The sequence below is a fragment of the Polaromonas sp. genome (assembly GCF_029945685.1).
GTDB lineage: Bacteria > Pseudomonadota > Gammaproteobacteria > Burkholderiales > Burkholderiaceae_C > Polaromonas.
The window spans coordinates 75,927-98,397 of record NZ_JAQSDA010000007.1 but is presented as its reverse complement, the minus strand read 5'-3'; the positions used below and the strand labels follow the sequence as shown (position 1 = coordinate 98,397).

Annotated in this window: 18 protein-coding genes and 1 riboswitch; of the genes, 11 read left to right on the top strand and 7 right to left on the bottom strand. The window is 64.3% G+C overall.

From position 1 onward, the window contains the following. Window positions 1-137: 137 nt before the first annotated feature. A riboswitch (yybP-ykoY riboswitch) is annotated at window positions 138-311 on the top strand. A 7-nt stretch (window positions 312-318) separates the two neighbouring features. The 6 genes from PSV26_RS04410 to PSV26_RS04385 all read left to right on the top strand — a co-directional run bounded on the left by PSV26_RS04410 (window position 319) and on the right by PSV26_RS04385 (window position 7,246). Beyond that, window positions 319-885 (top strand): TMEM165/GDT1 family protein, encoded by a 567-nt coding sequence (locus PSV26_RS04410; RefSeq protein WP_300515376.1) that lies wholly within the window; start codon window positions 319-321, stop codon window positions 883-885. A gap of 233 nt (window positions 886-1,118) precedes the next feature. Beyond that, the gene (locus PSV26_RS04405) at window positions 1,119-2,387 is read left to right on the top strand and encodes a homoserine O-acetyltransferase (protein ID WP_300515603.1); all 1,269 of its coding nucleotides are present in this window, start codon (window positions 1,119-1,121) and stop codon (window positions 2,385-2,387) included. After that, window positions 2,381-2,980, top strand: a complete 600-nt coding sequence (gene metW, locus PSV26_RS04400; protein ID WP_300515379.1) for a methionine biosynthesis protein MetW — start codon at window positions 2,381-2,383, stop codon at window positions 2,978-2,980. Before PSV26_RS04405 ends, metW begins: the two co-directional genes overlap by 7 nt. A 121-nt stretch (window positions 2,981-3,101) precedes the next feature. Then, window positions 3,102-4,004, top strand: a complete 903-nt coding sequence (locus PSV26_RS04395) for a chromate resistance protein ChrB domain-containing protein (RefSeq protein ID WP_300568241.1) — start codon at window positions 3,102-3,104, stop codon at window positions 4,002-4,004. Continuing rightward, window positions 4,001-5,368 (top strand): chromate efflux transporter, encoded by a 1,368-nt coding sequence (gene chrA, locus PSV26_RS04390; protein WP_300568239.1) that lies wholly within the window; start codon window positions 4,001-4,003, stop codon window positions 5,366-5,368. The genes PSV26_RS04395 and chrA overlap by 4 nt, the downstream gene beginning before the upstream one ends. Window positions 5,369-5,422: 54 nt before the next feature. Then, window positions 5,423-7,246, top strand: a complete 1,824-nt coding sequence (locus tag PSV26_RS04385) for a SulP family inorganic anion transporter (RefSeq protein WP_300568236.1) — start codon at window positions 5,423-5,425, stop codon at window positions 7,244-7,246. Here the strand turns inward: PSV26_RS04385 and PSV26_RS04380 are convergent. Continuing rightward, the gene (locus tag PSV26_RS04380; RefSeq protein WP_300568233.1) at window positions 7,243-8,070 is read right to left on the bottom strand and encodes a DUF72 domain-containing protein; all 828 of its coding nucleotides are present in this window, start codon (window positions 8,068-8,070) and stop codon (window positions 7,243-7,245) included. The two genes, PSV26_RS04385 and PSV26_RS04380, sit on opposite strands and share 4 nt — an antisense overlap. Window positions 8,071-8,210: 140 nt before the next feature. Between PSV26_RS04380 and PSV26_RS04375 the strand changes: the two genes are divergently transcribed. Beyond that, the gene (locus tag PSV26_RS04375; protein WP_300568230.1) at window positions 8,211-9,683 is read left to right on the top strand and encodes a M20 family metallopeptidase; all 1,473 of its coding nucleotides are present in this window, start codon (window positions 8,211-8,213) and stop codon (window positions 9,681-9,683) included. A gap of 11 nt (window positions 9,684-9,694) precedes the next feature. Beyond that, window positions 9,695-10,594 carry an alpha/beta hydrolase gene (locus PSV26_RS04370; RefSeq protein ID WP_300515395.1) on the top strand — a complete coding sequence of 300 codons (900 nt, stop codon included), beginning with the start codon at window positions 9,695-9,697 and terminating at the stop codon, window positions 10,592-10,594. 60 nt (window positions 10,595-10,654) lie between these two features. Here the strand turns inward: PSV26_RS04370 and PSV26_RS04365 are convergent, their stop codons facing one another. From PSV26_RS04365 to PSV26_RS04355, 3 genes are all read right to left on the bottom strand, one after another. Further along, complete coding sequence (locus PSV26_RS04365) at window positions 10,655-11,824, bottom strand: MFS transporter (RefSeq protein WP_300515397.1); 1,170 nt, start codon at window positions 11,822-11,824, stop codon at window positions 10,655-10,657. A 3-nt stretch (window positions 11,825-11,827) separates the two neighbouring features. Further along, complete coding sequence (locus PSV26_RS04360; protein ID WP_300568227.1) at window positions 11,828-12,565, bottom strand: 16S rRNA (uracil(1498)-N(3))-methyltransferase; 738 nt, start codon at window positions 12,563-12,565, stop codon at window positions 11,828-11,830. Between the two features lie 97 nt (window positions 12,566-12,662). After that, window positions 12,663-13,736: a phosphotransferase gene (locus PSV26_RS04355; protein WP_300568224.1), complete on the bottom strand. Its 1,074-nt coding sequence runs from the start codon at window positions 13,734-13,736 to the stop codon at window positions 12,663-12,665. A 109-nt stretch (window positions 13,737-13,845) separates the two neighbouring features. On the opposite strand from PSV26_RS04355, the gene PSV26_RS04350 reads away from it, so the two are divergent. From PSV26_RS04350 to rsmA, 3 genes are all read left to right on the top strand, one after another. Next, entirely contained in the window at window positions 13,846-16,326 is a 2,481-nt protein-coding gene (locus PSV26_RS04350; protein WP_300515404.1) for an LPS-assembly protein LptD, read from the top strand. Continuing rightward, complete coding sequence (locus PSV26_RS04345) at window positions 16,319-17,713, top strand: peptidylprolyl isomerase (RefSeq protein ID WP_300568221.1); 1,395 nt, start codon at window positions 16,319-16,321, stop codon at window positions 17,711-17,713. Before PSV26_RS04350 ends, PSV26_RS04345 begins: the two co-directional genes overlap by 8 nt. A 127-nt stretch (window positions 17,714-17,840) precedes the next feature. Then, a complete protein-coding gene (gene rsmA / locus PSV26_RS04340) occupies window positions 17,841-18,668 on the top strand; it encodes a 16S rRNA (adenine(1518)-N(6)/adenine(1519)-N(6))-dimethyltransferase RsmA (protein WP_300515409.1) in 828 nt (275 codons plus the stop codon). 341 nt (window positions 18,669-19,009) lie between these two features. Here rsmA and PSV26_RS04335 read toward each other — a convergent pair whose 3' ends face one another. The 3 genes from PSV26_RS04335 to PSV26_RS04325 form a co-directional block, all read right to left on the bottom strand. Continuing rightward, window positions 19,010-19,411: a barstar family protein gene (locus PSV26_RS04335; RefSeq protein ID WP_096696873.1), complete on the bottom strand. Its 402-nt coding sequence runs from the start codon at window positions 19,409-19,411 to the stop codon at window positions 19,010-19,012. Between the two features lie 54 nt (window positions 19,412-19,465). Continuing rightward, on the bottom strand, window positions 19,466-19,873 hold the full coding sequence (locus PSV26_RS04330; protein ID WP_300515413.1) for a ribonuclease domain-containing protein: 408 nt from the start codon (window positions 19,871-19,873) through the stop codon (window positions 19,466-19,468). 189 nt (window positions 19,874-20,062) lie between these two features. Then, a complete protein-coding gene (locus PSV26_RS04325) occupies window positions 20,063-22,375 on the bottom strand; it encodes an NADP-dependent malic enzyme (protein ID WP_300515415.1) in 2,313 nt (770 codons plus the stop codon). Between the last annotated feature and the right edge of the window lie 96 nt (window positions 22,376-22,471).

Below are 22,471 nucleotides of genomic sequence, written 5' to 3'. Positions count from 1 at the left end.
GAGTGTTTGAGCAGTTTTAGTGCGAAAGCTGGATATAAAAAGCAACAGCACCAAAAACAAGCAAAAACTGCGCCAGAGAGGTGCGCACCAAGTTGGGTGGCGCTTACCCGCAGCATGGACGGTGGGCGTTACAATGAAGCTCTGTCATTGGGGAGTAGCTACCCTTTCAATCCTGAAAGGGGCTTGCGTCAACAGACTTGTCCAGCACGGACATGGCGCAAGCAGTCCATCGGACCCAGCGAGACCTTTGACTGCACAGCTCCTGCTCAAGGCCGGGGATGCCGTGCAGTCAATGGTTTTCGGCCGGAGTCTCATTTCATGGAAGCTTTCCTCATCTCCACCGGCATTGTTGCCCTCGCCGAAATGGGCGACAAGACGCAACTTCTCGCCCTCGTCCTCGCTGCCCGTTTCCGCAAACCCTGGCCCATCGTGGCGGGCATCTTTGTCGCCACCATTGCCAACCATGCGATGGCCGGCGCCCTGGGCGCCTGGTTGACCACCCTGATCAGCCCGCAAACCCTGCGCTGGATTCTGGGCGCGTCCTTCCTTGCCATGGCCGGGTGGATGCTGATTCCGGACAAGCTCGACGACGATTCGGCCGATGCAAGCCTGCCGCGCTTCGGCGTGTTCGGCACCACCGCGATGCTGTTTTTCCTGGCCGAGATGGGCGACAAGACGCAGATTGCCACCGTGATGCTGGCCGCCCGTTATGACGCCTGGTTCGGCGTGGTCGCCGGCACCACCCTGGGCATGATGCTGGCCAACGTCCCCGTGGTCTGGCTGGGCGCCCGCGTCACGCGGCTGGTGCCGCTGCGTGTGGTGCACGTCGTATCGGCGCTCATTTTTGCCGGCCTGGGGCTGGCGGCCTTGCTGATCAAGGCCTGACCGGGGGCGGCGTTTCCCTCCCAGCAGGGGCCGCGGGTCCGGCTCTGCCGGCCCGCAGGCGCAGCGGCCCCCTCGGGGGGCAGGGAGCTACACGCAGTGAGCGACCGTGGGGGTATACTTAATCAGCGCCGATTTGCTCAGCTTGCGGGCGCTTAAAAAGTACCGCTAAAGACGAACATCCATGAACCCGGACTCGCTTTTAGCGATGCCGGGTTTTGTTTTGTTCGCTGCTTCTGTCGAGGCCTTCTGTTTTGCTAGTTGCCACACCACAGTCCATGCATTTCGCCGACGTTTTGCCCCTGCAAAGCGGCGCGTCCATCCGTGCCTATGACCTGAGCTACGAGACCTATGGCACCCTCAACGCGGACCGGTCCAACGCCGTGCTGATCTGTCATGCGCTGAACGCCTCGCACCATGTGGCCGGCGTCTACCTCGATGCGCAGGGGGCCGTGCTGCCGAAATCCGAAGGCTGGTGGGACACCATGATCGGTCCCGGCAAACCGGTGGACACCGATGTGTTTTTTGTCATTGGCGTGAACAACCTGGGCTCCTGCTTCGGATCGACCGGGCCCATGCAGCGCAACCCCGACAGCGGCGAGATCTATGGCGCGGACTTTCCGGTGGTCACGGTGCAGGACTGGGTGCAGGCGCAGGCGCGCCTGCTCGACGCGCTGGGCATCACCACCCTGGCCGCGGTGATGGGCGGCAGCCTGGGCGGCATGCAGGCGCTGAGCTGGACGTTGCAGTACCCCGAGCGCGTGCGCCACGCGGTGGTGGTGGCCAGCGCGCCCAATCTGACCGCCGAAAACATCGCCTTCAACGAAGTGGCGCGCCGTGCCATCGTGACCGACCCGGACTTTCACGGCGGGCACTACGGGCGCCATGGCGTGTTGCCGCAGCGCGGCCTGCGTATCGCCCGCATGATCGGGCACATCACCTACCTGAGCGACGACGTGATGAACGAGAAGTTCGGACGCCAGCTAAAGGCCCCCACGCTTGTCGCTTCACGTACTACGCTGCCCCCCGAGGGGGCGCTGCGCCTGCGGCCCGGCGAAGCCGGTTCCGCGGCCCTGGCTGGTGAAGAGGGCGCCTCCACGCATGTCGGTTCGCCTTTCAAATACTCGACGCAAGAGGTGGAGTTCCAGATCGAAAGTTACCTGCGTTACCAGGGTGACAAGTTCAGCGAGTACTTTGACGCCAACACCTATCTGCTGATCACGCGGGCGCTTGATTATTTCGATCCGGCCTCAGAGCACGGCGGCAAACTCACACCGGCACTGGCGCGGGCACGGGCAAAATTCCTGCTCGTGAGCTTCAAGACCGACTGGCGGTTCTCGCCCGCGCGCAGCCGCGAAATCGTCAAGGCCCTGCTCGACAACCAGCGCGATGTGAGTTACGCGGAGATCGACGCGCCCCACGGCCATGACGCCTTTTTGCTCGACGACCCCCGCTATCTGGGCGTGGTGCGCTCCTATTTTGAGAGCAAGGTGACGCCATGCTGAAGACGGGGCCGCTCCTGTCCGCCGACCAGCGGGTGATTGCCCGTCTCGTGCCGCCCGGCGCACGTGTGCTGGACCTCGGCTGCGGCGACGGCGCCCTGCTCGACCATCTGATCCGCGAACGCGGCTGCACCGGTTATGGCGTGGAGATAGACGACGCCAACATCCAGGCCTGCGTGGCGCGCGGCGTCAACGTGATCCAGCTCAACCTCGACGAAGGCCTGGCCATGTTCGGCGACGCGAGTTTTGACGTGGTGCTGCAGATCGACACGCTGCAACACCTGCGCAATGCCGAGGTCATGCTGCGCGAGACGGCGCGCGTGGGCCGCACCGGCATCGTCGCCTTTCCCAACTTCGGCCACTGGCCCAACCGCATGGCGGTGCTGCGCGGCCGCATGCCGGTGACCAAGGTGCTGCCCTACCAGTGGTACAACACACCGAACATCCGGGTCGGCACCCTGCAGGATTTTGCGGCGCTGGCACTGAAAAATCGCCTGAAGATCCTCGACTCGTTTGGACTGCAGGATGGGCAGGAAATCCGCGTCTGGCCCAATGCGCGCGCCAGCCGGGCGGTGTTCAAGTTCCAGCACGGTTAGCCACCGGGTTGGCAGTAGCCATGCCGCGATGCTAAGATTCGCCCATCGGGATTTCAGCCTCCCGACTCTTCACAGATAGACGGTGTCCCGTCCAAGCGCTGGCAACTCATTGGAGTATTCCGTGGACACCTCTATCCTTTCCGTTCCCCCTATCACCCCCGAAGAACTCGCTGCCCGCATGGGCCGTGCTGACATGCCTTTGCTGCTCGATGTTCGGCGCGAAGGCAAATTTCTCGAAAGCCCACTCATACTGGCGGGCGCCCGGCGCTGCGCACCGGAAGATGTCGCTGCGCTGGCGGCCTCCGGCCCGCCACGCGAGGCAGTGGTTTACTGCGTGTATGGCCACAACGTCAGCGCCGAAGCCGTCGCTGCGCTGCGTGCCGCCGGTTGGAATGCCTACGCGCTGGCCGGCGGCATCGAAGGGGGTGAAGACGGGGTCGACACCGCCTCCAACATCGCCGAATGGCGCACGACGCCGCTGCTCACCATGCGCAAGCGCCCCGATTGGGGCGTGACCGGGGAGCAGGCGTCGCGCTGGATCACCCGCGAACGGCCGAAGATTGACCGCGTCGCCTGCCCCTGGCTGATTCGACGTTTCATCGATACTCGCGCCGAATTTTTCTACGTACCCACCGAGCAGGTCTTCAGTGAAGCGGCGCGACTGCACGCTGTGGCCTACGACATTCCGGGCGCGCCGCTGTCGCACGAGGGCGAATGGTGCAGTTTTGATGGCTTGCTTCGGGCGTTCGAAATTGAAGACCCGGCCGTGGACCGCCTGGCCCGCATCGTGCGCGGGGCCGACACCGACCGCCTCGCGCTGGAGCCTCAGTGCGCCGGCTTGCTGGCCTTTTCGCTGGGTTTGTCCCGCCTGCACGCCGACGACCACAGGATGCTGGAAGCCGCCATGCCGCTGTACGACGCCCTTTACGCCTGGTGCGCCAGCGAAGCCAGCGCCGTGTGGCAAGGACAAGCGCCCGAAACACACAACTGGAAGCCGGAAACCATGACAGGTGCTGGCGCATGACGCAGACCACCGACGTGCCGACAGCGGCCAGTTTTCGCGAAGCGTTCAAGTTCTGGCTCAAGCTCGGCTTCATCAGTTTCGGTGGGCCGGCCGGGCAGATTGCCATCATGCACCGCGAGCTGGTCGAGCAAAAACGCTGGATCTCGGAAAAGCGTTTTATGCACGCGCTCAACTACTGCATGCTGCTGCCGGGACCGGAGGCGCAGCAGCTGGCCACCTACATCGGCTGGCTGATGCACCGGACCTGGGGTGGTGTCGTGGCGGGTGCGCTCTTCGTGCTGCCTTCGCTGCTCATCCTGATCGCGCTGAGCTGGCTGTACGTGGCCTTTGGCGATGTGCCTCTGGTTGCCGGGATGTTCTACGGCATCAAGCCAGCCGTCGCGGCGATTGTGCTGCAGGCGGTACACCGCATCGGCAGCAAGTCATTGAGAAATCCTGCCAAAGCCCCCGTCCCCTGGGCGGTAGCAGCTATCAGTTTCGTAGCGATTGCGTTTTTGCATGTGCCTTTTCCCTGGGTGGTCCTGGGCGCCGCGCTGACCGGCTGGTTGTGCGCGCGTTTTGCGCCCGGGCAGTTTGCCGCAGGGGGCGGACATGGCGGCACGGTGGTGGTGCCTGTGCCCGCGCTGATCGACGACCACACACCCACCCCTGCCCACGCGCGCTTCAGCACGGGGCGGCTGGCCCGGGTGCTGGCGGTGGGTGCCGTGTTGTGGCTGTTGCCCATGGGGGCACTGCTCGCCTGGCAGGGCTGGCACGGCGCCTTGACGCAGATGGGCTGGTTTTTCACCAAGGCGGCGCTACTGACCTTTGGCGGCGCCTACGCGGTGCTGCCCTATGTGTACCAGGGCGCGGTCGAACAGTTCGGCTGGCTGACCGGCCCGCAGATGATCGACGGACTGGCGCTGGGCGAAACCACGCCGGGCCCGCTCATCATGGTGGTGGCTTTTGTGGCTTTTGTCGGCGGCTGGACCCAGGAGGTGCTGGGACCGCACGCCTTGTTCCAGGGCGCGGCGCTGGCGGCCTTGCTGGTGACCTGGTTCACCTTTTTGCCCTCGTTCATCTTCATCCTGGCGGGCGGACCGCTGGTGGAGTCTACCCACGGCAAGCTGCATTTCACCGCGCCGCTGGCGGCCATCACGGCTGCCGTGGTTGGCGTGATTGCCAGTCTCGCTCTGTTTTTTATAGCGCATGTCGCTTTATTGACGGGCGCTACAGGCAGTTTTCCTTCAAATGTGGCGTGGCCGTCATTGGCCATCATGACTGCGGCCAGCCTGGCGCTGCTGCGTTACAAGGTGGGCGTGATTCCGGTCATCGCCGCCAGCGCGCTGGCTGGGCTGTTGCTGCGCCTGGGCGGCCTGGCCTGAGAGGCTGAGGGCGGGGCGGCGGCGTGCGACACGCGCCGCGTTATGCTCCAGCCCATGCAAGGCCTTCCGGAAAAAACTCACATTGCCCCGGCGCTGAAGCTGTTTGAGCGGCTGTTCGGCCACTGGGTGCACCAGGTCACACCGGAGAGCCTGCGCGCCGACGTGATGGCGGGCCTGCTGGGCGCCGTGCTGGTGTTGCCGCAGGGCATTGCCTTTGCCACACTGGCCGGCCTGCCGCCCGAATACGGCCTGTACACCGCCATCATCCCCTGCATCATTGCCGCGTTGTTCGGCTCCAGCTGGCATGTGATGTCCGGCCCGACCAACGCCAACTCGCTGGCGCTGTTTGCCATGCTGTCGCCGCTGGCGCTGGCCTTCAGTCCGGGCTACATCCAGATGGCGCTGGCAGTCACGGTGATGGTGGGCGTCATGCAGTGGCTGATTGGTGCGCTGCGACTGGGCTCGCTGGCCAACTTCATCTCGCCCGCGGCATTGTTCGGCTTCACTTCGGGGGCGGCGGTATTGATCGCGGTATACGCCCTGCCCGATCTGCTGGGGCTGCCGGCGGCGGCCGAGCATGGAGCGGCCGCGGTGCTGCGGCACGTGGTCGCCATGGCCCGCTCGGTGCAGCCAGCGGCGCTGGCCGTGGCCGGCGTGACCGTGGCCGTGGCCCTGCTGGTGCGGCGGCTGCGCCCCAGCTGGCCGTCCATGCTGGCCGGGCTGGTGGCGGCCACGGCGCTGGCCTGGGTCTGGACGAGGTACATCAGCGCGACACCGCTGCCCTTGCGTACGGTGGGCCAGATCAGCACGCCGTGGCCGAAATTTGCCATCCCCAGCGTCAGCTGGTCGGCGCTGTCCGAGCTGCTGGGGCTGGCGTTTGCGCTGACCATTGTGGCGCTGGGTCAGTCGATCTCGATTGCCAAGGCGGTGGCTGCGCGCTCCGGTCAGCGCATCGATGCCAACCGCGAGTTTCGCGGCCAGGGCCTGTCCAACATCATCGGCGGCTTCTTTTCATCCTACGTGTCCTGCGGCTCGCTGAACCGGTCCATGCCGAATCTGGAGGCCGGGGCGCGTTCACCGCTGGCGGCGGTGTTCTCTGCCCTGTTGCTGCTCGGCCTGGTCGCGGTCAGCGCGGCGCTGCTGGCGCAGATCCCGATGGCGGCGCTGGCGGCGCTGCTGGTGCTGGTGGCGGTCTCGCTGCTGGACCTCGGCCGCTGGCGGCAGTTGTACAGCCTGAGCCGCACCGAATTCGGCGTCGCGCTGGCCACGCTGGTGGCCACCGTCAGCATCCGGCTGGAGATCGCGATCCTGCTCGGCACCCTGCTGTCGTTGATGTCCTTTCTGTACCGCACGTCCAAACCCGCCATGCGCACCATGGGCTTCGACAGCCGGGCGCCGGACCGGCAGTTTGTGGTGCTGGCGGATGCTGAACATCCCTTGCCGGAATGCCCGCAGCTAAAACTTCTGCGGATGGAAGGCGAGGTCTATTTCGGCGCGACCCAGCATGTGGCCGACACCCTGCACGCCTTGCGCCATGCGCGCCATCCGCAAAAACATCTGCTGGTGATGGGCAAAAGCATGAACTTCATCGACCTGACCGGCGCCCAGCTGTGGGAGGCCGAACTCAACGCGCGCCGTGCCATGGGGGGCGATCTGTACTTTCACCGCCCGCGTCCCGAAGTCATCCACATGTGGCACACCACCGGGTTCACGCGCCTGCTCGGCCCCGAGCACCAGTTCGCAGACAAGCGCAGCGCAATCGCCACGATTTTCACGCGTCTCGATCCGGCCATCTGCCGGTCCTGCACGGCCCGCATTTTTGAAGAGTGCCGCAGTGTGCCTGGCCCCGAACCGGCGGAAGGCGACGCGGCCGTCTAGGCCTGCGCCTTGAAACCCAGGCGCTGCAGCAGGCCGGTGGCGGCAGCCGGTGCCTTTTCCTTGGCACCGTTGATGAAGAACACAAACACGTCCCTGGCCGCAGCCTTGTCTCTCGCGGGCTGCACACGCGGCAGGTCTGCCGGCTCGCTGCCGCTGGCCCAGCGTTGGGCCGCCGCGGCCCAGGCGTCCAGGGCTTTGGGTGCATAACCGCTCTTGAGCCTGGCGTCGCTGCGCATCAGGCGTGCATACACGAAATCAGACGTCAGGTCCGCGAACGACGGGAAGTCGGGCGAATCGGTGAACACCGTGGCGCAGTGGTAGTTGCGTGCCAGCGTCAGGTAGTCCGCCGACATGAAGCTGGGGTGGCGCACGTCCAGTACGTGGCGCAAGGGGCGGCCGCCCACCATCCTGGGCAGCAGGGACAGAAAGGCCTCGAAGTCGTCGGCTTCAAACACCTTGGTCGGCATGAACTGCCAGACGATGGGGCCGAGCTTGTCACCGAGCTCGCTGATGCCGCTGTCCACAAACCGGTTGATTGACTCGCCGGCCCCGGCCAGCACCCGGCGGTTCGTGCTGAAGCGGCTGGCCTTGAGCGAAAACACAAAGTCGTCAGGTGTCTCGTCGCGCCATTTGGCAAAGGTCGGCGGCTTGAAGCTGCTGTAGTAGGTGCCATTGACCTCAATGGTGCTGAGCTGGCGGCTGGCATAGCGCAGCTCCTGGCTCTGCGGCAATTTGGCCGGGTAGAAGTTGTCGCGCCAGGGCGCGTAGGTCCAGCCGCCAATGCCGACACGGATGCCAGGGGCGGAAGACGACGCTTTTTTCATGACACTCCTTCTGTGATGAGGTGAGGTGCCACATGGTTGCAGAAAATGACCCGGCGCGCCACGCACCCCCCACAGCCGGGCTGGCAGGTCGGGGCAGGCGCGGGTACAGTAGGTCTTTCGCATCACTTCCCGGAGTTGCCATGAACGCCCCCCTGCATCGAGAAATTCCCGCTGGCGTGCTGGACGCCGCCCAGGCCCTGTCCCAGGTCAGCGCCCAGTGGGACGGCGACATTGTCAGGCAGATCACCGACTACATCACCATCCCCGCCAAGTCGCCGTCGTTTGATGCCGATTGGGCCGGCCACGGCCACATCGAGACCGTGATGCGCAATGCCGCGGCCTGGGTCGAGGCGCAAAAGGTCGAAGGCCTCCAGCTCGAAATCGTCCGGCTGGCAGGCCGCACACCGGTGCTGTTTTTTGAGGTGCCGGCCACCAAAAGCGGAACCACGGAAACCGTGCTGATGTACGGTCACCTCGACAAACAGCCCGAGTTCACCGGCTGGCGCAACGACCTCGGCCCCTGGACGCCCAAGTACGAGGACGGCAAGCTGTTCGGCCGCGGCGGCGCCGACGACGGTTATGCGGTGTATGCCAGCATCGCCGCCATCCAGGCATTGAAGGCACAAAAGGTGCCGCACCCGCGCATCGTCGGCCTGGTCGAAACCTGCGAGGAAAGCGGCTCCTACGACCTGCTGCCTTATGTCGATGCCTTGCGCACGCGGCTGGGTGACGTGGGCCTGGTGATCTGCCTGGATTCGGGCGCCGGCAATTACGACCAGCTCTGGCTGACGACCTCGCTGCGCGGCATGGCCAGCGGCGTGCTGAAAGTCGAGATCCTCACCGAAGGTGTGCATTCGGGCGACGCCAGCGGCCTGGTGCCGTCCAGCTTTCGCATCATGCGCCAGGTGCTGGACCGGCTCGAGGACAGCAAGACCGGTCGCCTGCTGCCGCAAAGCTTTCACTGCGAGATTCCGGCCGAACGGCTGGCGCAGGCGAAAGCCACGGCGGCCATCCTCGGCGACCAGATCTACAAACGGTTCCCCTGGGCGCATTACGACTGCGGCGGCGCCACCACCTTTGCCCTGCCGACCACCACCGACCCGGTCGAGGCCTTGCTCAACCGCACCTGGAAACCCACGCTGAGCGTGACCGGTGCCGACGGTTTCCCCGAAATGGGCAACGCCGGCAACGTGCTGCGACCCTACACCGCCTTCAAGCTGTCGCTGCGCCTGCCGCCGCTGGTCGATGCTGCCGGCGCGGTGCAGGAGCTCAAGACCCTGCTGGAAGACAACGCGCCCTACCAAGCCAAGGTCACCTTTGAAAGCGCTGGTGGTGCCACCGGCTGGAATGCGCCGACCACCTCGCCCTGGTTCGAGCAGGCGCTCAACGAAGCCTCGCAGGCGTTTTATGGGGCGCCTTGCGGCACCATCGGCCAGGGCGGCACGATTCCGCTGATGAACATGCTGAGCCAGGGTTTTCCGAAGGCGCAGATGATGGTCTGCGGCGTGCTGGGCCCGAAAAGCAATGCGCACGGCCCCAACGAATTCCTGCACGTGCCCTACGCCAAGAAAATCACCGCGGCCGTGGCATCCGTCATCGCCCGCATGCCCTGAGCCGGCCCGCCATGGACCACCCCCTGCTGGCACCGTTCACCGCCCGCGATGGCGAAAACCTGGCGCTCTACGAGTGGCCGATGGAGGCGTGGCAGGCCGACAACGCCTTGCCGCCGCGCGCGGTGGTGCTGTTGGTGCACGGCCTTGGCGAACACGCCAGCCGCTACGACCATGTGGCGCGCAAGCTGCTGGACTGGGGTTTTGCAGTGCGCGCCTATGACCAGCGCGGTCACGGCGAGTCGGGTGGCGAACGCGGTGGCCTGTCCAGCGAGTCCCTGCTGCTGGAGGACTTGGCCGAGGTGGTCGACGACACCCGCCAGCGCTCGCTGCGCCTGCCGCGTGCGGCCGGTGCGGCACTTGCGGAGCCCCTGCCGCTGATCCTGCTGGGCCACAGCCTGGGCGGGTTGGTGGCGGGACGTTTTGTGTCGCTCGGCCTGCGTCCGGTCGATGGCCTGGTGATGTCCTCGCCGGCGCTCGATCCCGGGCTCAATGCGTTTCAAAAACTTCTGCTGGCCACCCTGCCACTGATGGCACCCAACCTGCGTGTCAACAACGGCCTCAAGCCCGAGTTTCTCTCGCATGATCCGCTGGTGGTCCGCAAGTACCTGGCCGACCCGCTGGTGCATGCGAAGATTTCAGCGCGGCTGGCCAGGTTCATCGCAACCGCCGGGCCGGCGACGGTGGCTGCCGCGGCCACCTGGACCACACCCACGCTGCTGATGTATGCCGGCGCCGACAGGCTGGTCAACCCGGCCGGCAGCCGCGCTTTTGCCGAAGCCGCCGCGAGCAATGGTGGCGCCAAGCTTGTGACCGCACGCTGTTTCGATGAGCTGTACCACGAGATCTTCAACGAGCGGGACGCGGCGCCGGTGTTTGCCAGTTTGAAGGCCTGGCTGGACGCCCGGTTTTAGGTAAAAAATGCCGTCAGCCCTTGTCCCTGCTGCGCAGGCAGCTCCTGAACTTATAGCGTATCAGGCGCTGCGCAAGGCCCGGTTGCGAAATGCGAGCCAGGCCAGCGCAAGCCCCGTCAACCCCAGCGGCAGCAGCGAGCCCAGGTTCAGCAGCGTCCAGCCCTGGGTCGTGACCAGCACACCCGAGGCCAGCGAGGACAGCGCCAGCACCGCGAACACGCAGAAATTGAGCGCGCCTTGCGCCTTGTCTTTTTCTTCCGGCCGGTAGGCTGTCAGCGCCAGCGTGGTGCTGCCGGTGAACAGGAAGTTCCAGCCCACCCCCAGCAAAAACAGCGCGACCAGGAACTGGTGCAGGTTGACGCCTGACAGCGCCACCAGCACACATCCCACGTTGAGCGCCAGCCCCACCGCCATGATGGGCAGGGTGCCGAAACGCTTGATCAGGTGGCCGGTGAAAAAGCCGGGCGCAAACATGCCGATCACATGCCATTCAAGCACCAGTGCCGCGTCGGAAAACGGCAGGCCGCAGACCTGCATGGCAATCGGCGTGGCGGCCATCAGGAGGTTCATCACGCCGAAGCCGAGCGCGCCGGCGGCGGCAGCGACGATGAACACCGGCTGGCGCATGATCTCGCCCAGGGGCCGGCCCCCGCTGACCGCCTGCTGGGCCGGCGTTGGCGGGAAGTGGATGAATGCCAGCAAGGCCATGGCCAGCAGGGCCACGCCGGCCAGCGCCAGGTAAGCACCGGCAAACGGCACGTCGGTCAGGCTGCGGGTGCCCGCAGCGAGGTTGGGGCCGGCGATGGCACCGATCAGGCCGCCGGCCATCACCAGCGAGACGGCTTTTTCGCGAAACGCGGGCAGTGCCAGCTCAGCCGCGGCGAAGCGGTAGAGCTGGGCATTGGCGTTGTAATAACCGGCCACCACGGTAGCGGTCACCAGCAGCCAGAAGTTGCGGCTGTAGGCCGCATAACAGCACAGCAGCGCTGACAGTACCGCCACCACCAGCCCAAGCTGGAACGAGGTCTTGCGGCCGAAGCGCTTCTGGGTGCGTGCGACGATGCCGGTCGACAGCGCCCCGCCGACGACGTAGCCCATCACCGGCAAGGTGGCCATCCAGCCGAGCGGCGCCAGGTTCAGCCCGACCAGGCCGTTGATGGCGATGAAGGTGACGTTGTTGGTGAGAAACAGGCCCTGGCAAACAGCCAGCAGCCAGAGATTGCGGTTCATCGTTCAGGCATCCAGTGTGAGAAGCGCCAGGCAGGCCAGCGGCGCGGTTTCGGCGCGCAACACGCGCGGCCCCAGGCTTACCGGCACAAAACCGCGCGCCAGGGCCGCGTCTTCCTCGGCCGTGCTCAGGCCGCCTTCGGGGCCGCCGAGCAGGGTCACGGGGGTGGTGCGCCCATAGGCAGCGAGGGCTTGCGCCAGGGGCTGCGTGCCGGCGCGCAGCGACAGCAACAACCGCGGTTCGGCCGACGCGGCGGGCGGCAACGCGGCCAGCCAGTCGCTGAGCGTGTCCACCGCATGCACCGGCGGTAGCCGGTTGCGTCCGCACTGCTCGCAGGCCGCGATGGCTATGCCCTGCCAGTGCGCGACTTTTTTGTCGGCGCGTTCACCCTTGAGGCGCAGCACCGATCGTTCGGCCATCAGTGGCGTGATGCTGGCCGCACCGAGCTCGCTGGCTTTTTCGACCAGCCAGTCCATGCGCTCATTGGCGGGCATGCCGATGGCCAGATGCACGGCGCGGTGGGTTTCGCGCTCCACGGCGCTGTGGGCGTCGATACGCACGTGCACGTCGCTGCGGCCCATGCGTTCAATCGTCGCATGGAACTCACCGCCCTGGCTGTTGAACAGCGTGATCAGGTCGCCGGGCTGCAGGCGCAGCACCTGCACGTGGCGCGCGGCGCGCTCGGGCAGGGTCAGCGCGTCGCCGTCGCGCAGCGGCAGGTCGGCGTAGAAGCGGGCCGTCATGGCTGGTTCCCGGGAGCTTGCATGTTGCTATGAAATATGTAGCTGTCCGTGCTTGTTCCCAAAGGGGCTGGGCCGGATTCGACGTTGGAGAGAAGGCTCAAAACGTGTAGCCCACCCGGGTCTCGTTGCCTTCGATCTCGTCGAGCAGCACCATCAGCGGTCCGAGTGCGCGGTAACGCGCACAGGTCGAACGTGCGTAGGTGATGAAACGCGGCGTGTCGGCCAGGTACTTGGGCTTGCCGTCGCGCAGGGTCAGGCGCGCGAAGATGCCGAGGATCTTGAGGTGGCGCTGCAGGCCCATCCACTCGACCGCGCGGTAGAACTCGCCGAAGTCGTCGCCGACCGGCAGGCCGGCCTTGCGCGCCTGCTCCCAGTAACGCACGGTGATCTCGAGCACGAAGTCCTCCGGCCAGCTGATGAAGGCGTCGCGCAGCAGGCTGGCAATGTCGTAGCTGATGGGGCCGTAAACCGCATCCTGGAAGTCCAGTACGCCGAGCCCTGGCTCGCCGCTTTCCGGAACCATCAGGTTGCGCGGCATGAAGTCGCGGTGCACGTACACGCGCGCCCCGCCCAGCGAATTCAGGTTGCTGTCCTTGATCTGCGCAAACAGGCCGTCGAGCTTGCCGCGCAGCGCGCCGTCGATGGGGATGCCGCGGTGCTTCTCCACATACCAGTCGGGAAACAGCGCCAGCTCGCGCGACAGCAGGGCGTCATCATAGGGCGGCAGCACATCCGGGCGGGAGGCCCGCTGCCAGGTCACCAGCGCGTCCACGGCTTCGCGGTAGAGCGTGTAGGCCCGTTCAGTCCGCTTCGCATCGGGCTGCTGCTCGATCACCTCGAGCATGGTCCGGGCGCCCAGGTCGCTCAGCAGCATGAAGCCCTGGGCCCGGTCCCAGGCCAGCACGCGCGGCGCATTCAGCCCGGCATCCGCCATCAGTTCGGCGACCTTCACAAAAGGCGCGCAGTCCTCCTGCGCGGGCGGCGCGTCCATGATGATGCAGCTGCCGCCGCCGGCGGTAAGCACCCGGAAATAGCGGCGAAAACTGGCGTCGGCCGAAGCCGGCCGCACGGTGTCCGGCAGCAGGCCATGGTCGGGCGCATGGGCCTGCAGCCAGGCGGAAAAAGCGCCGGCGCGGGTGGCATCAGGCCAGACAGGGGGGGATTCGGTCATGCGGTCTTTCGGCCTGCTTCACATGGATACATCAAAAGATCGGCAAAGGGGTGGGTGGGCATAGGATAATCGGGCCAGCTTTCACAAACGGGTTTATCTCATACTTCCGATGCATCGCGCATCCCGCTCGCGTTTTATTCATTCTCCGGTCGCTCATGCCGTCCTCAGTCTGGTGTCCTGCACCATGCTGGGCCTTGGGCATGGCGGGGCGGCTTATGCCCAAAGCCCGGCGACGGCCCCCGGGCCGGCGCAGCAACTGCCGGGGGTTCAAACCAGCGATGGTGCACCGGTGCTGCTCAGGAGCTCGTCCATGCTGGCCGAGCAGCCGCCGGGCGGCCCCGGCATCGAACTGCCGACCTTTGTGTTTGGCAACCGTGTGTCGGGACGCCCGGATCTTGAGACCGTGGTGGACGGGGAGGCCGAGTTGCGCCGCGGCGGCTCGGCGATACGCGCCGACCGGATCGAGTACGACCAGCCGACCGATGTTGTCAAGGCCCGGGGCAACGTGCGTGTCAACAGCTCTGGCAACCTTTACAACGGACCAGAACTGGAAATCAAGCTCGATACCTTCGAAGGCTTTTTCCTGACGCCGGACTACCGGTTTTTGCAGAACGACGGTTACGGCACAGCCGACCGCATCGATTTTCTGGACGACAAGCGCCTGGTGGCGCAAAACGCCACCTTCACCACCTGCCAGCGCGGTGAGGGCCCGAGCTGGATGCCGGCGTGGATTGTCAAGGCGACCACACTCAAGCTCGACAGGGAAGCGGACGTCGGCGAGGCCTCGGGCGGTGTCTTGCGCTTCATGAATGTGCCGATTCTGGCGGCGCCCACCTTCAGCTTTCCGCTCAGCGACAAACGCAAGTCGGGTGTGTTGCCGCCAACGCTGGCGATCGACAGTCTCAGTGGCACAGCCGTGACCGTGCCCTATTATTTTGACATTGCGCCGAATCGCGATGCCACCTTCTCGCCGACCATCATGAGCAAGCGCGGGGTGGACCTGGCTGGCGAGTTTCGTTATCTGGAGCCCGGGTACAAGGGTGAATTGCGCGCCAGCTTGCTGCCCAATGACCAGTTGCGCAACAGCAACCGCTGGTCTTACAACTATTTGCATAGTGGAAGTTTCAACTCGGGGATACCAGCAATCGGCGGTGTAGGCATCAACCTCAACTTGAACCGGGTCAGCGACGACAACTACTGGCGGGATTTTTCAGGGTTTGGCAGTGCTGGCGCGAGCACCTTGCTGACCCAGCGCTTGCTGCCCAGCGACGCCAGCCTCAGTTGGGGACGCGGCTATTTCTCGACCACGCTGCGGACGCTCAAGTGGCAAACCCTGCAGGATGTGAACGCGCCCATCGTGCCGCCTTATGACCGCATGCCGCAGCTCACCGCCGCTTACAACCGCTTCAATGTGCCGGTGGGCGGGCTGGGCGGGCTTGATTATTCAATTAGCACGGACTACACCCGTTTTGAGTCGGACCGCCGGCTGACCGGGCAGCCCAATGCCAGCCGTGCGTTTGCACTCGCGCAGGTGAGCCGGCCCTGGATCCGGCCTGGGGGATACATCACGCCCAAGCTGATGCTTAACACCACAACTTACCAGTTTGACGGCCCCTTGGTCAATGGAGCACGCTCGGCTTCGCGCACAGTGCCGACCTTCAGCCTGGACAGCGGACTGACCTTTGAGCGGGAGACTAATTATTTCGGGCAGGCCTACACCCAGACGCTGGAGCCGCGCGCGTTTTATGTGAACACGCCCTATCGTGACCAGAGTTCTCTGCCCAATTACGACTCGGGAGCGAACGATTTCAATTTCGCGACGGTGTTCACTGAAAATGCGTTTGTGGGCAACGACCGTATCTCGGACTCCAACCTGCTGACGCTGGGCCTGACCTCGCGCCTGCTGGACCCCGACACCGGCGCCGAGGCCTTGCGTGTGGGCGTGGCCCAGCGCCTGCGGTTCAAGGACCAACTGGTCACCTTGCCCGGGGGGGGGCCGGTGACGGATCGTTTCAGCGACCTGCTGTTCGGTGGCTCGGTGAATTTGACAAAAACGTGGTCACTGGACAGCACGGTCCAGTACAACCCGAAGACCAGCATTTCCCAGCGCTCGACCGTGGGCGCCCGTTACAACCCCGGCAACTACCGCGTCATCAGTGCGGCCTACCGTCGCCAGCGCAATGTCAGTGAGCAGTTTGATGTGGGCTGGCAATGGCCGATCAATGACTTGTGGGGCGACAAGGGCAAGGATCTGGGTCCCGGGCGCGGCCAAGGGGCCGGGCGCTGGTACAGCGTCGGTCGCCTGAACTACAGTGTGCCCGACAGGAAATTCGTGGACATGGTGTTGGGCATTGAATACGACGGCTGCTGCTGGATAGGACGCGTGGTGCTGGAGCGCACCCAACTCGGTAGTGTGCTTGCGGGCAATCCATCCAAAGCCAACAACACCCGCATCCTGTTCCAATTGGAGTTCGTCGGTTTCTCACGCATTGGCTCCAATCCCCTGAAAACCCTCAAAGCCAACATCCCGCGTTACCAGTACCTGCGTGAGCAGGGCACGACATCCAGCCGTTTTACCAACTATGACTAAATCCAGTTTCTTCCCCCGTCCTGGCTTTCGCTGCGTCGCCGTGCTGGCGCTGGTGCTTGGCTTGCCCGCCCTGTCCGCGCAGGCTCAGCTCTTGAGGCCGCCCGGCCAGCAGCGAGTGCCGGGTGTGGGCACCTTGGGAACGGGGGCGGGTGGGCAACGGCAGGCCGACTTCATCGTGGCTGTTGTCAACTCAGAGCCCATCACCAACAATGAGGTACGCGCGCGCATGCTGCGCACCGAGCAGCAAATGGCGCAGCAAGGCACGGCGCTACCACCCAAAAACGAACTGGCACGGCTGCTGCTCGAACGCATCATCGTGGAGCGCACACAGTTGCAGCTGGCCAGGGAAATGGGGGTGCAGGTCAGCGAGTCCATGGTGGACGAGGCCGTGCTCAATGTTGCCCGGCAAAACCAGGTGTCCCTGGATGAGTTGCGCCAGCGCGTGAGCGCCCAGGGGCTGGTTTTTGCCCAGTTTCGCGCCGATCTTCGCAACGAAATCCTGCTGACCCGGATCCGGGAGCGCGAACTTGAATCCCAGGCCAAGGTCAGCGACCAGGAGGTCGAGCAGTTCATCCGCGAGCAGGAAGCCGGGAGCGACCCCGCCGCACAGGAGCTCAACCTCGCGCAGATCCTGGTGGTTGTTCCCGAAAACGCCACCCCGGCCCAGGTCGCCAGTCTCCAGGCCAGGGCACAGCTGGCGGCAGAGCGCGCGCGCAACGGGACGGACTTCACCGCGCTGGTGGGGGAATTTTCAACTGCACCGGAGCGCAGCGCCGACGGCCAGATGGGCTTGCGCCCTGCCGACCGTTACCCTGAGCTCTTTGTCGACACCACGAAAAATGTACCGGTCGGGGGTATCGCCGGGCCGGTGCGCAGTGGTGCCGGTTTTCATGTGCTCAAGGTGCTGGAGCGAAAACGCGCCGGCATGCCGGGTGCCACGGTGGTGGAAACCCGCGCCCGTCATATCCTGCTGCGTCCCACGGCCCAGCTCGGCGAGGCGGCCGCCGTCGCACGGCTGGCCGATTTTCAGAAGCGCATTGCTGCCGGGCAGGCCGACTTTGCCGCGCTGGCCCGCGAAAACAGCCAGGACGCCTCGGCCAAGGACGGCGGTGACCTCGGCTGGGCCGGCCCCGGCCAGTTTGTGCCCGAGTTCGAGGAGCGCATGAACAGCCTGACGCCCGGCCAGGTGGGTGATCCCCTTGTGTCGCGTTTCGGCGTTCACCTGATCCAGGTGCTGGAGCGGCGCAATACCAAGCTCTCGCCGCGTGAGCAGCGCGAAATCGTGCGTGCCTCGCTGCGTGAGAAAAAGTTTGAAGAGGCCTACAGTGCCTGGGCGCAGGAAGTGCGCGGCCGCGCCTATGTGGAATACCGGGATCCGCCGCAATGACGTGGCCCCCACGGTCGCGCAGTGCCCCCCCAGCGGGCCGCTGCGCCTGCGGGCCGGCAAAGCCGGACCCGCGGCCCCTGCTTGAAAGCGACGTCCGGGACCGCCCAACTTCCGCCTTCGGGCTAGCGTGAAACATATCCCGCGCAAACGCTTCGGCCAGCATTTCCTGACCGACCGCACCATCATCGATGACATCGTGCAGGCGATTGCCCCCCGTCCTGGCCAGGCAATGGTTGAAATCGGTCCCGGGCTGGCGGCCCTGACCCAACCACTGGCCGAACGCCTCGGCCACTTGACGGTGATCGAGCTGGACCGTGATCTGGCCCGGCAACTGCGCGCGCATCCACGACTGACGGTGGTTGAATCCGATGTGCTCAGGGTGGATTTCACGCAGCTGGCCCGGCAGGTGCAGACCGACGCCTCTTCCCGGGGCGGCGCCGCAACCGAGGCGGCAGGGGAAGAAACCGGCAAGCTCAGGGTGGTGGGCAACCTGCCTTACAACATTTCTACGCCCATCCTGTTCCACCTGCTCGACGCGGTGGAGGTCATTGAAGACCAGCATTTCATGCTGCAAAAAGAAGTGATCGACCGCATGGTGGCCCGCCCCGCGACCAGCGACTACGGCCGGCTCAGCGTGATGCTGCAGTGGCGTTATGCGATGGAGAACGTGTTGTTTGTGCCACCGCAGAGTTTTGACCCACCGCCGCGGGTGGACAGCGCAGTGGTCCGCATGGTCCCCCGGGCTGCGCCGGAGAAGGTGGATGTCAAGCTGTTGAGCGAGGTGGTGCGTGTGGCGTTCAGCCAGCGCCGCAAGCTGTTGCGCCACTCCCTGGGCCGATGGCTGGAGCAGCGGCCGCACAGCCCGCCTTTCGATGTGCAGCGGCGTGCCGAGGAAGTACCAGTGGTTGAGTACGTGGCACTGGCTCAGGCGCTGGAAAACGGACCCGCGGCCTGAGTCGCTTGTCGGGCCGCAACGGTTGCTCCTGAATTTATAGCGACCTGGGCTTGGTCAGCGTCCGCTGTCCACCATTGCCCTGTCACCTGTCACCTTTGACGTCCGACCCGGTGCGGTTCACCATGAAAAAAGCCCGTCGAACAACGGGCTTTTCTTGCAGCATGTTTGCAAGTGTCAGGCAGCGGCCAACCAGTAACCCGCGTTGAACGGGCTGCTCATGCGTAACGCCAGAGGCGACACGTCTAGCAGTTTGTCGGTTGGCATCGGCTCTTCGCCGTCTGCGCTGTTTGCTTGCTGGGCCTCATTCGCCCGATCCCCTTGGCCAATGTCTGGGGAGCGGGCTACAGAAAAGAATAGAAACATCTGAACGGGATTTTTCGATCCGCCCAGTAGTCCGCCGCATCCCTGAAGATGTCCAGCAGCTGTTCGCGCGCTTCCTTGTCAAATTTTGCATTCGCAGGGATCTGCTCCAGCAGGACAATGAAGCCGGGCTGCGGTCCGGACTTGTGAACCAGGTCCGTCATGCAGTCGTACAGCGCATCAAAGTTTTTGCCAAAATGCGCCGGGAATGTGTACTGTGCCGCGATCATGTCCAGCACATCCTGCTTGCTCTGGGCGTTGCCCAGGTTCGCATAGAGGAAGTGGTGGCCAAGCTGGGTGGCAGCATCCTGCAAGTCCTGCACGCGGAAGGCGCGTATGGATTGCACGATATTGGGTCTAACAGTACGAAGTGGTGTTTCCATCTCCGCGTCTCTTTCTTAAGTCAATAATTCAAAGTTGACGATCACTGTTGAACCTTATTGAGCGATTCTGCGAAAACTCGCGTAGTGATCATCGGTGTAATAACAAGCATCGGGCGCGGTGGGTACTAAACCACCACAAACGATGCGCCGGGCGCCCCGACTGCGCTCACCTGGGGTTCTGACGGTGTATTCACGGTAATAACCGCGATTTTTGGCGGGAAGTATTCTTTCCCGATTGCCAAACACCGAACCGTCCTTGTCGTACCTGAACGGGCCCCCCTGATAAATCAAGCGGACCATGTGGCGCCCCTGCTCCGGCAGGGCCGCGACTGAAATCGTGCTGACTTCGGCCCCGGGGACTGGCCCTTTGGCCTCTACGCCGGACGGGCTGAAACCCGTGCTCAAAGCAGCCAGAACGACTGCTGCGACTAGCCGCCACCCGGCCCTTTTTTTTCGCAACATGGAAAAATCCGTTTTTCTTGAACCAGAGCCAACCGCCAATTTTTTAGCAGTTGCCGGGTTAACCCTTAAATTTCAAGAGGTAGAGTTTGACGCATCCCGCAGAAAAACGCAAGGGCCTGCCCAAAATTCAGGCAGTCGATCGTCGCGTTCGGTGCGGCGATAAGTTAGTGCTAGCTGTCTAAAAAGAGCTTATCGGGATGCGTTGGCGTCTGCCACGGTCAAGGCTGTCATGTTGACAATCCGGCGTACCGTGGTGCTGGCGGTCAGGATGTGCACGGGTTTGGCGGCACCGAGCAGGACCGGGCCAATGGCGATGTTGCCGCCCGCTGCCGTCTTGAGCAGGTTGTAGGCAATGTTGGCGGCATCGATGTTGGGCAGAACCAGCAAATTGGCCTCACCGGACAGGGTGCTGTTGGGCATGACCGCGGCGCGCGATGCAGCGTCCAGCGCCACATCACCGTGCATTTCGCCGTCGACTTCCAGCCAGGGGGCTTCGTCGCGCAGCAATTGCAGCGTGTGGCGCATTTTCAGTGCGCTGGGAAGATTGGACGAGCCAAAATTCGAGTGCGACAGCAGCGCGGCCTTGGGCTTGATGCCAAAACGCATCATTTCTTCTGCCGCCAGTGTCGTGATCTCGGCCAGCTGTTCGGCCGTGGGGTCGTAGTTCACATGGGTGTCGACAAGAAACACCTGGCGGTCCGGCAGCATCAGGCCATTCATGCAGGCGTAGGTGCAGACGCCCGGGCGCTTGCCGATCACCTGGTCCAGGTAGTTCAGGTGGTGGGCGGTGGTACCCCAGGTGCCGCAGATCAGACCGTCCACATCGCCCTTGTGCAACAGCATGCCCGCAATCAGCGTCAGACGGCGGCGCATCTCGATCTTGGCCATCTGCACGGTCACGCCCTGGCGCTCCATGATGCGGTGGTAGGTTTGCCAGAAGTCGCGGTAGCGGTGATCCTGCTCGACGTTGACCACGTCGTAGTCGAGCTCTTCCCTGAGCCGCAGGCCGAATTTTTCGATGCGCTGGGCGATGATGGCGGGTCGGCCTATCAGTGTTGGTCGGGCCAAACCTTCGTCCACGACGATCTGGCAGGCACGCAGCACGCGTTCTTCCTCACCCTCGGCGTAGGCCACGCGTTTTTTGACGGCTTTTTTGGCCGCTGCAAAAATCGGCTTCATGGTCGTGCCCGAGGCGTAGACAAAGCTCTGGAGCTTCTCCCGGTAGGCGTCCATGTCGGTGATGGGACGCAGCGCCACGCCGCTGTCGGCCGCCGCCTGCGCTACGGCCGGCGCGATCTTCATCATCAGGCGCGGGTCAAACGGCTTGGGAATCAGGTATTCCGGTCCGAACGCCAGCTGCTCGCCGGTGTAGGCGGCTGCCACCACCTCGCTCTGCTCGGCCTGCGCCAGCTCGGCGATGGCATGCACCGCAGCAATTTCCATCTCGACCGTGATGGTGGAGGCGCCGGCGTCCAGCGCGCCGCGGAAGATGTAGGGGAAACACAGGACATTGTTGACCTGGTTCGGGTAGTCGGTGCGGCCGGTGGCCATGATGGCGTCATCACGCACCGACTTGACGTCTTCGGGCGTGATTTCGGGGTTCGGGTTGGCCAGCGCGAAAATGATGGGCCTGGCGGCCATCTTGCTGACCATGTCCTTTTTGAGCACACCGCCCGCCGACAGGCCCAGGAAGATGTCTGCGCCTTCAATGATCTCGCCCAGGGTCCGCGCCGGGGTCTTCTGCGCAAACTGGATCTTGTCTTCGTCCATCAGCTCGGTGCGTCCTTCGTAGACCACGCCGGCCAGGTCTGTCACGAAAATGTTGCTGCGCGGAATGCCCAGCTTGAGCAGCAGTCCGAGGCAGGCCAGCGCCGCTGCACCCGCCCCCGAGGTCACCAGCTTGACCTGTGTCGGGAGCTTTCCGACCACCTTGAGGGCGTTCAGGATCGCGGCGCCGACCGTGATGGCCGTGCCATGCTGGTCATCGTGAAACACCGGGATTTTCATGCGCTTGCGCAGCTCGCGCTCGATGTAAAAACAGTCCGGCGCCTTGATGTCCTCAAGGTTGATGGCGCCGAAGGTGGGCTCCAGCGAGGCAATGATGTCGACCAGCTTTGCAGGGTCTTTTTCGTCGATCTCGATGTCGAAAACGTCAATGCCCGCGAACTTCTTGAATAGCACGCCCTTGCCTTCCATCACCGGTTTGGAGGCCAGCGGGCCAATGTCGCCGAGACCCAGCACCGCCGTGCCGTTGGTCACGACCGCGACCAGGTTGCCGCGGCTGGTGTATTTGAAGGCCGCATTCGGGTCCTTGACGATTTCCTCGCAGGGGGCCGCGACGCCGGGCGAGTAGGCCAGCGCCAGATCACGTTGGTTAACCAGTTGCTTGGTGGCAGCAATCGCGATCTTGCCGGGCGTCGGAAACTCGTGATACTCCAACGCGGCGCGGCGCAGTTCGTCGCGCTTTTCCTGGCTGTCGGGGGTGGCTGGCACTGCGGGCATGAAATTGTCTCCTGAGCGGCGGCCCTGGCGGGGGCTGTCAATTTTTTGTAAGGTCTGTGATTGTAGGTCGTCCAAGGGGAAAACCCTAGTACGTGG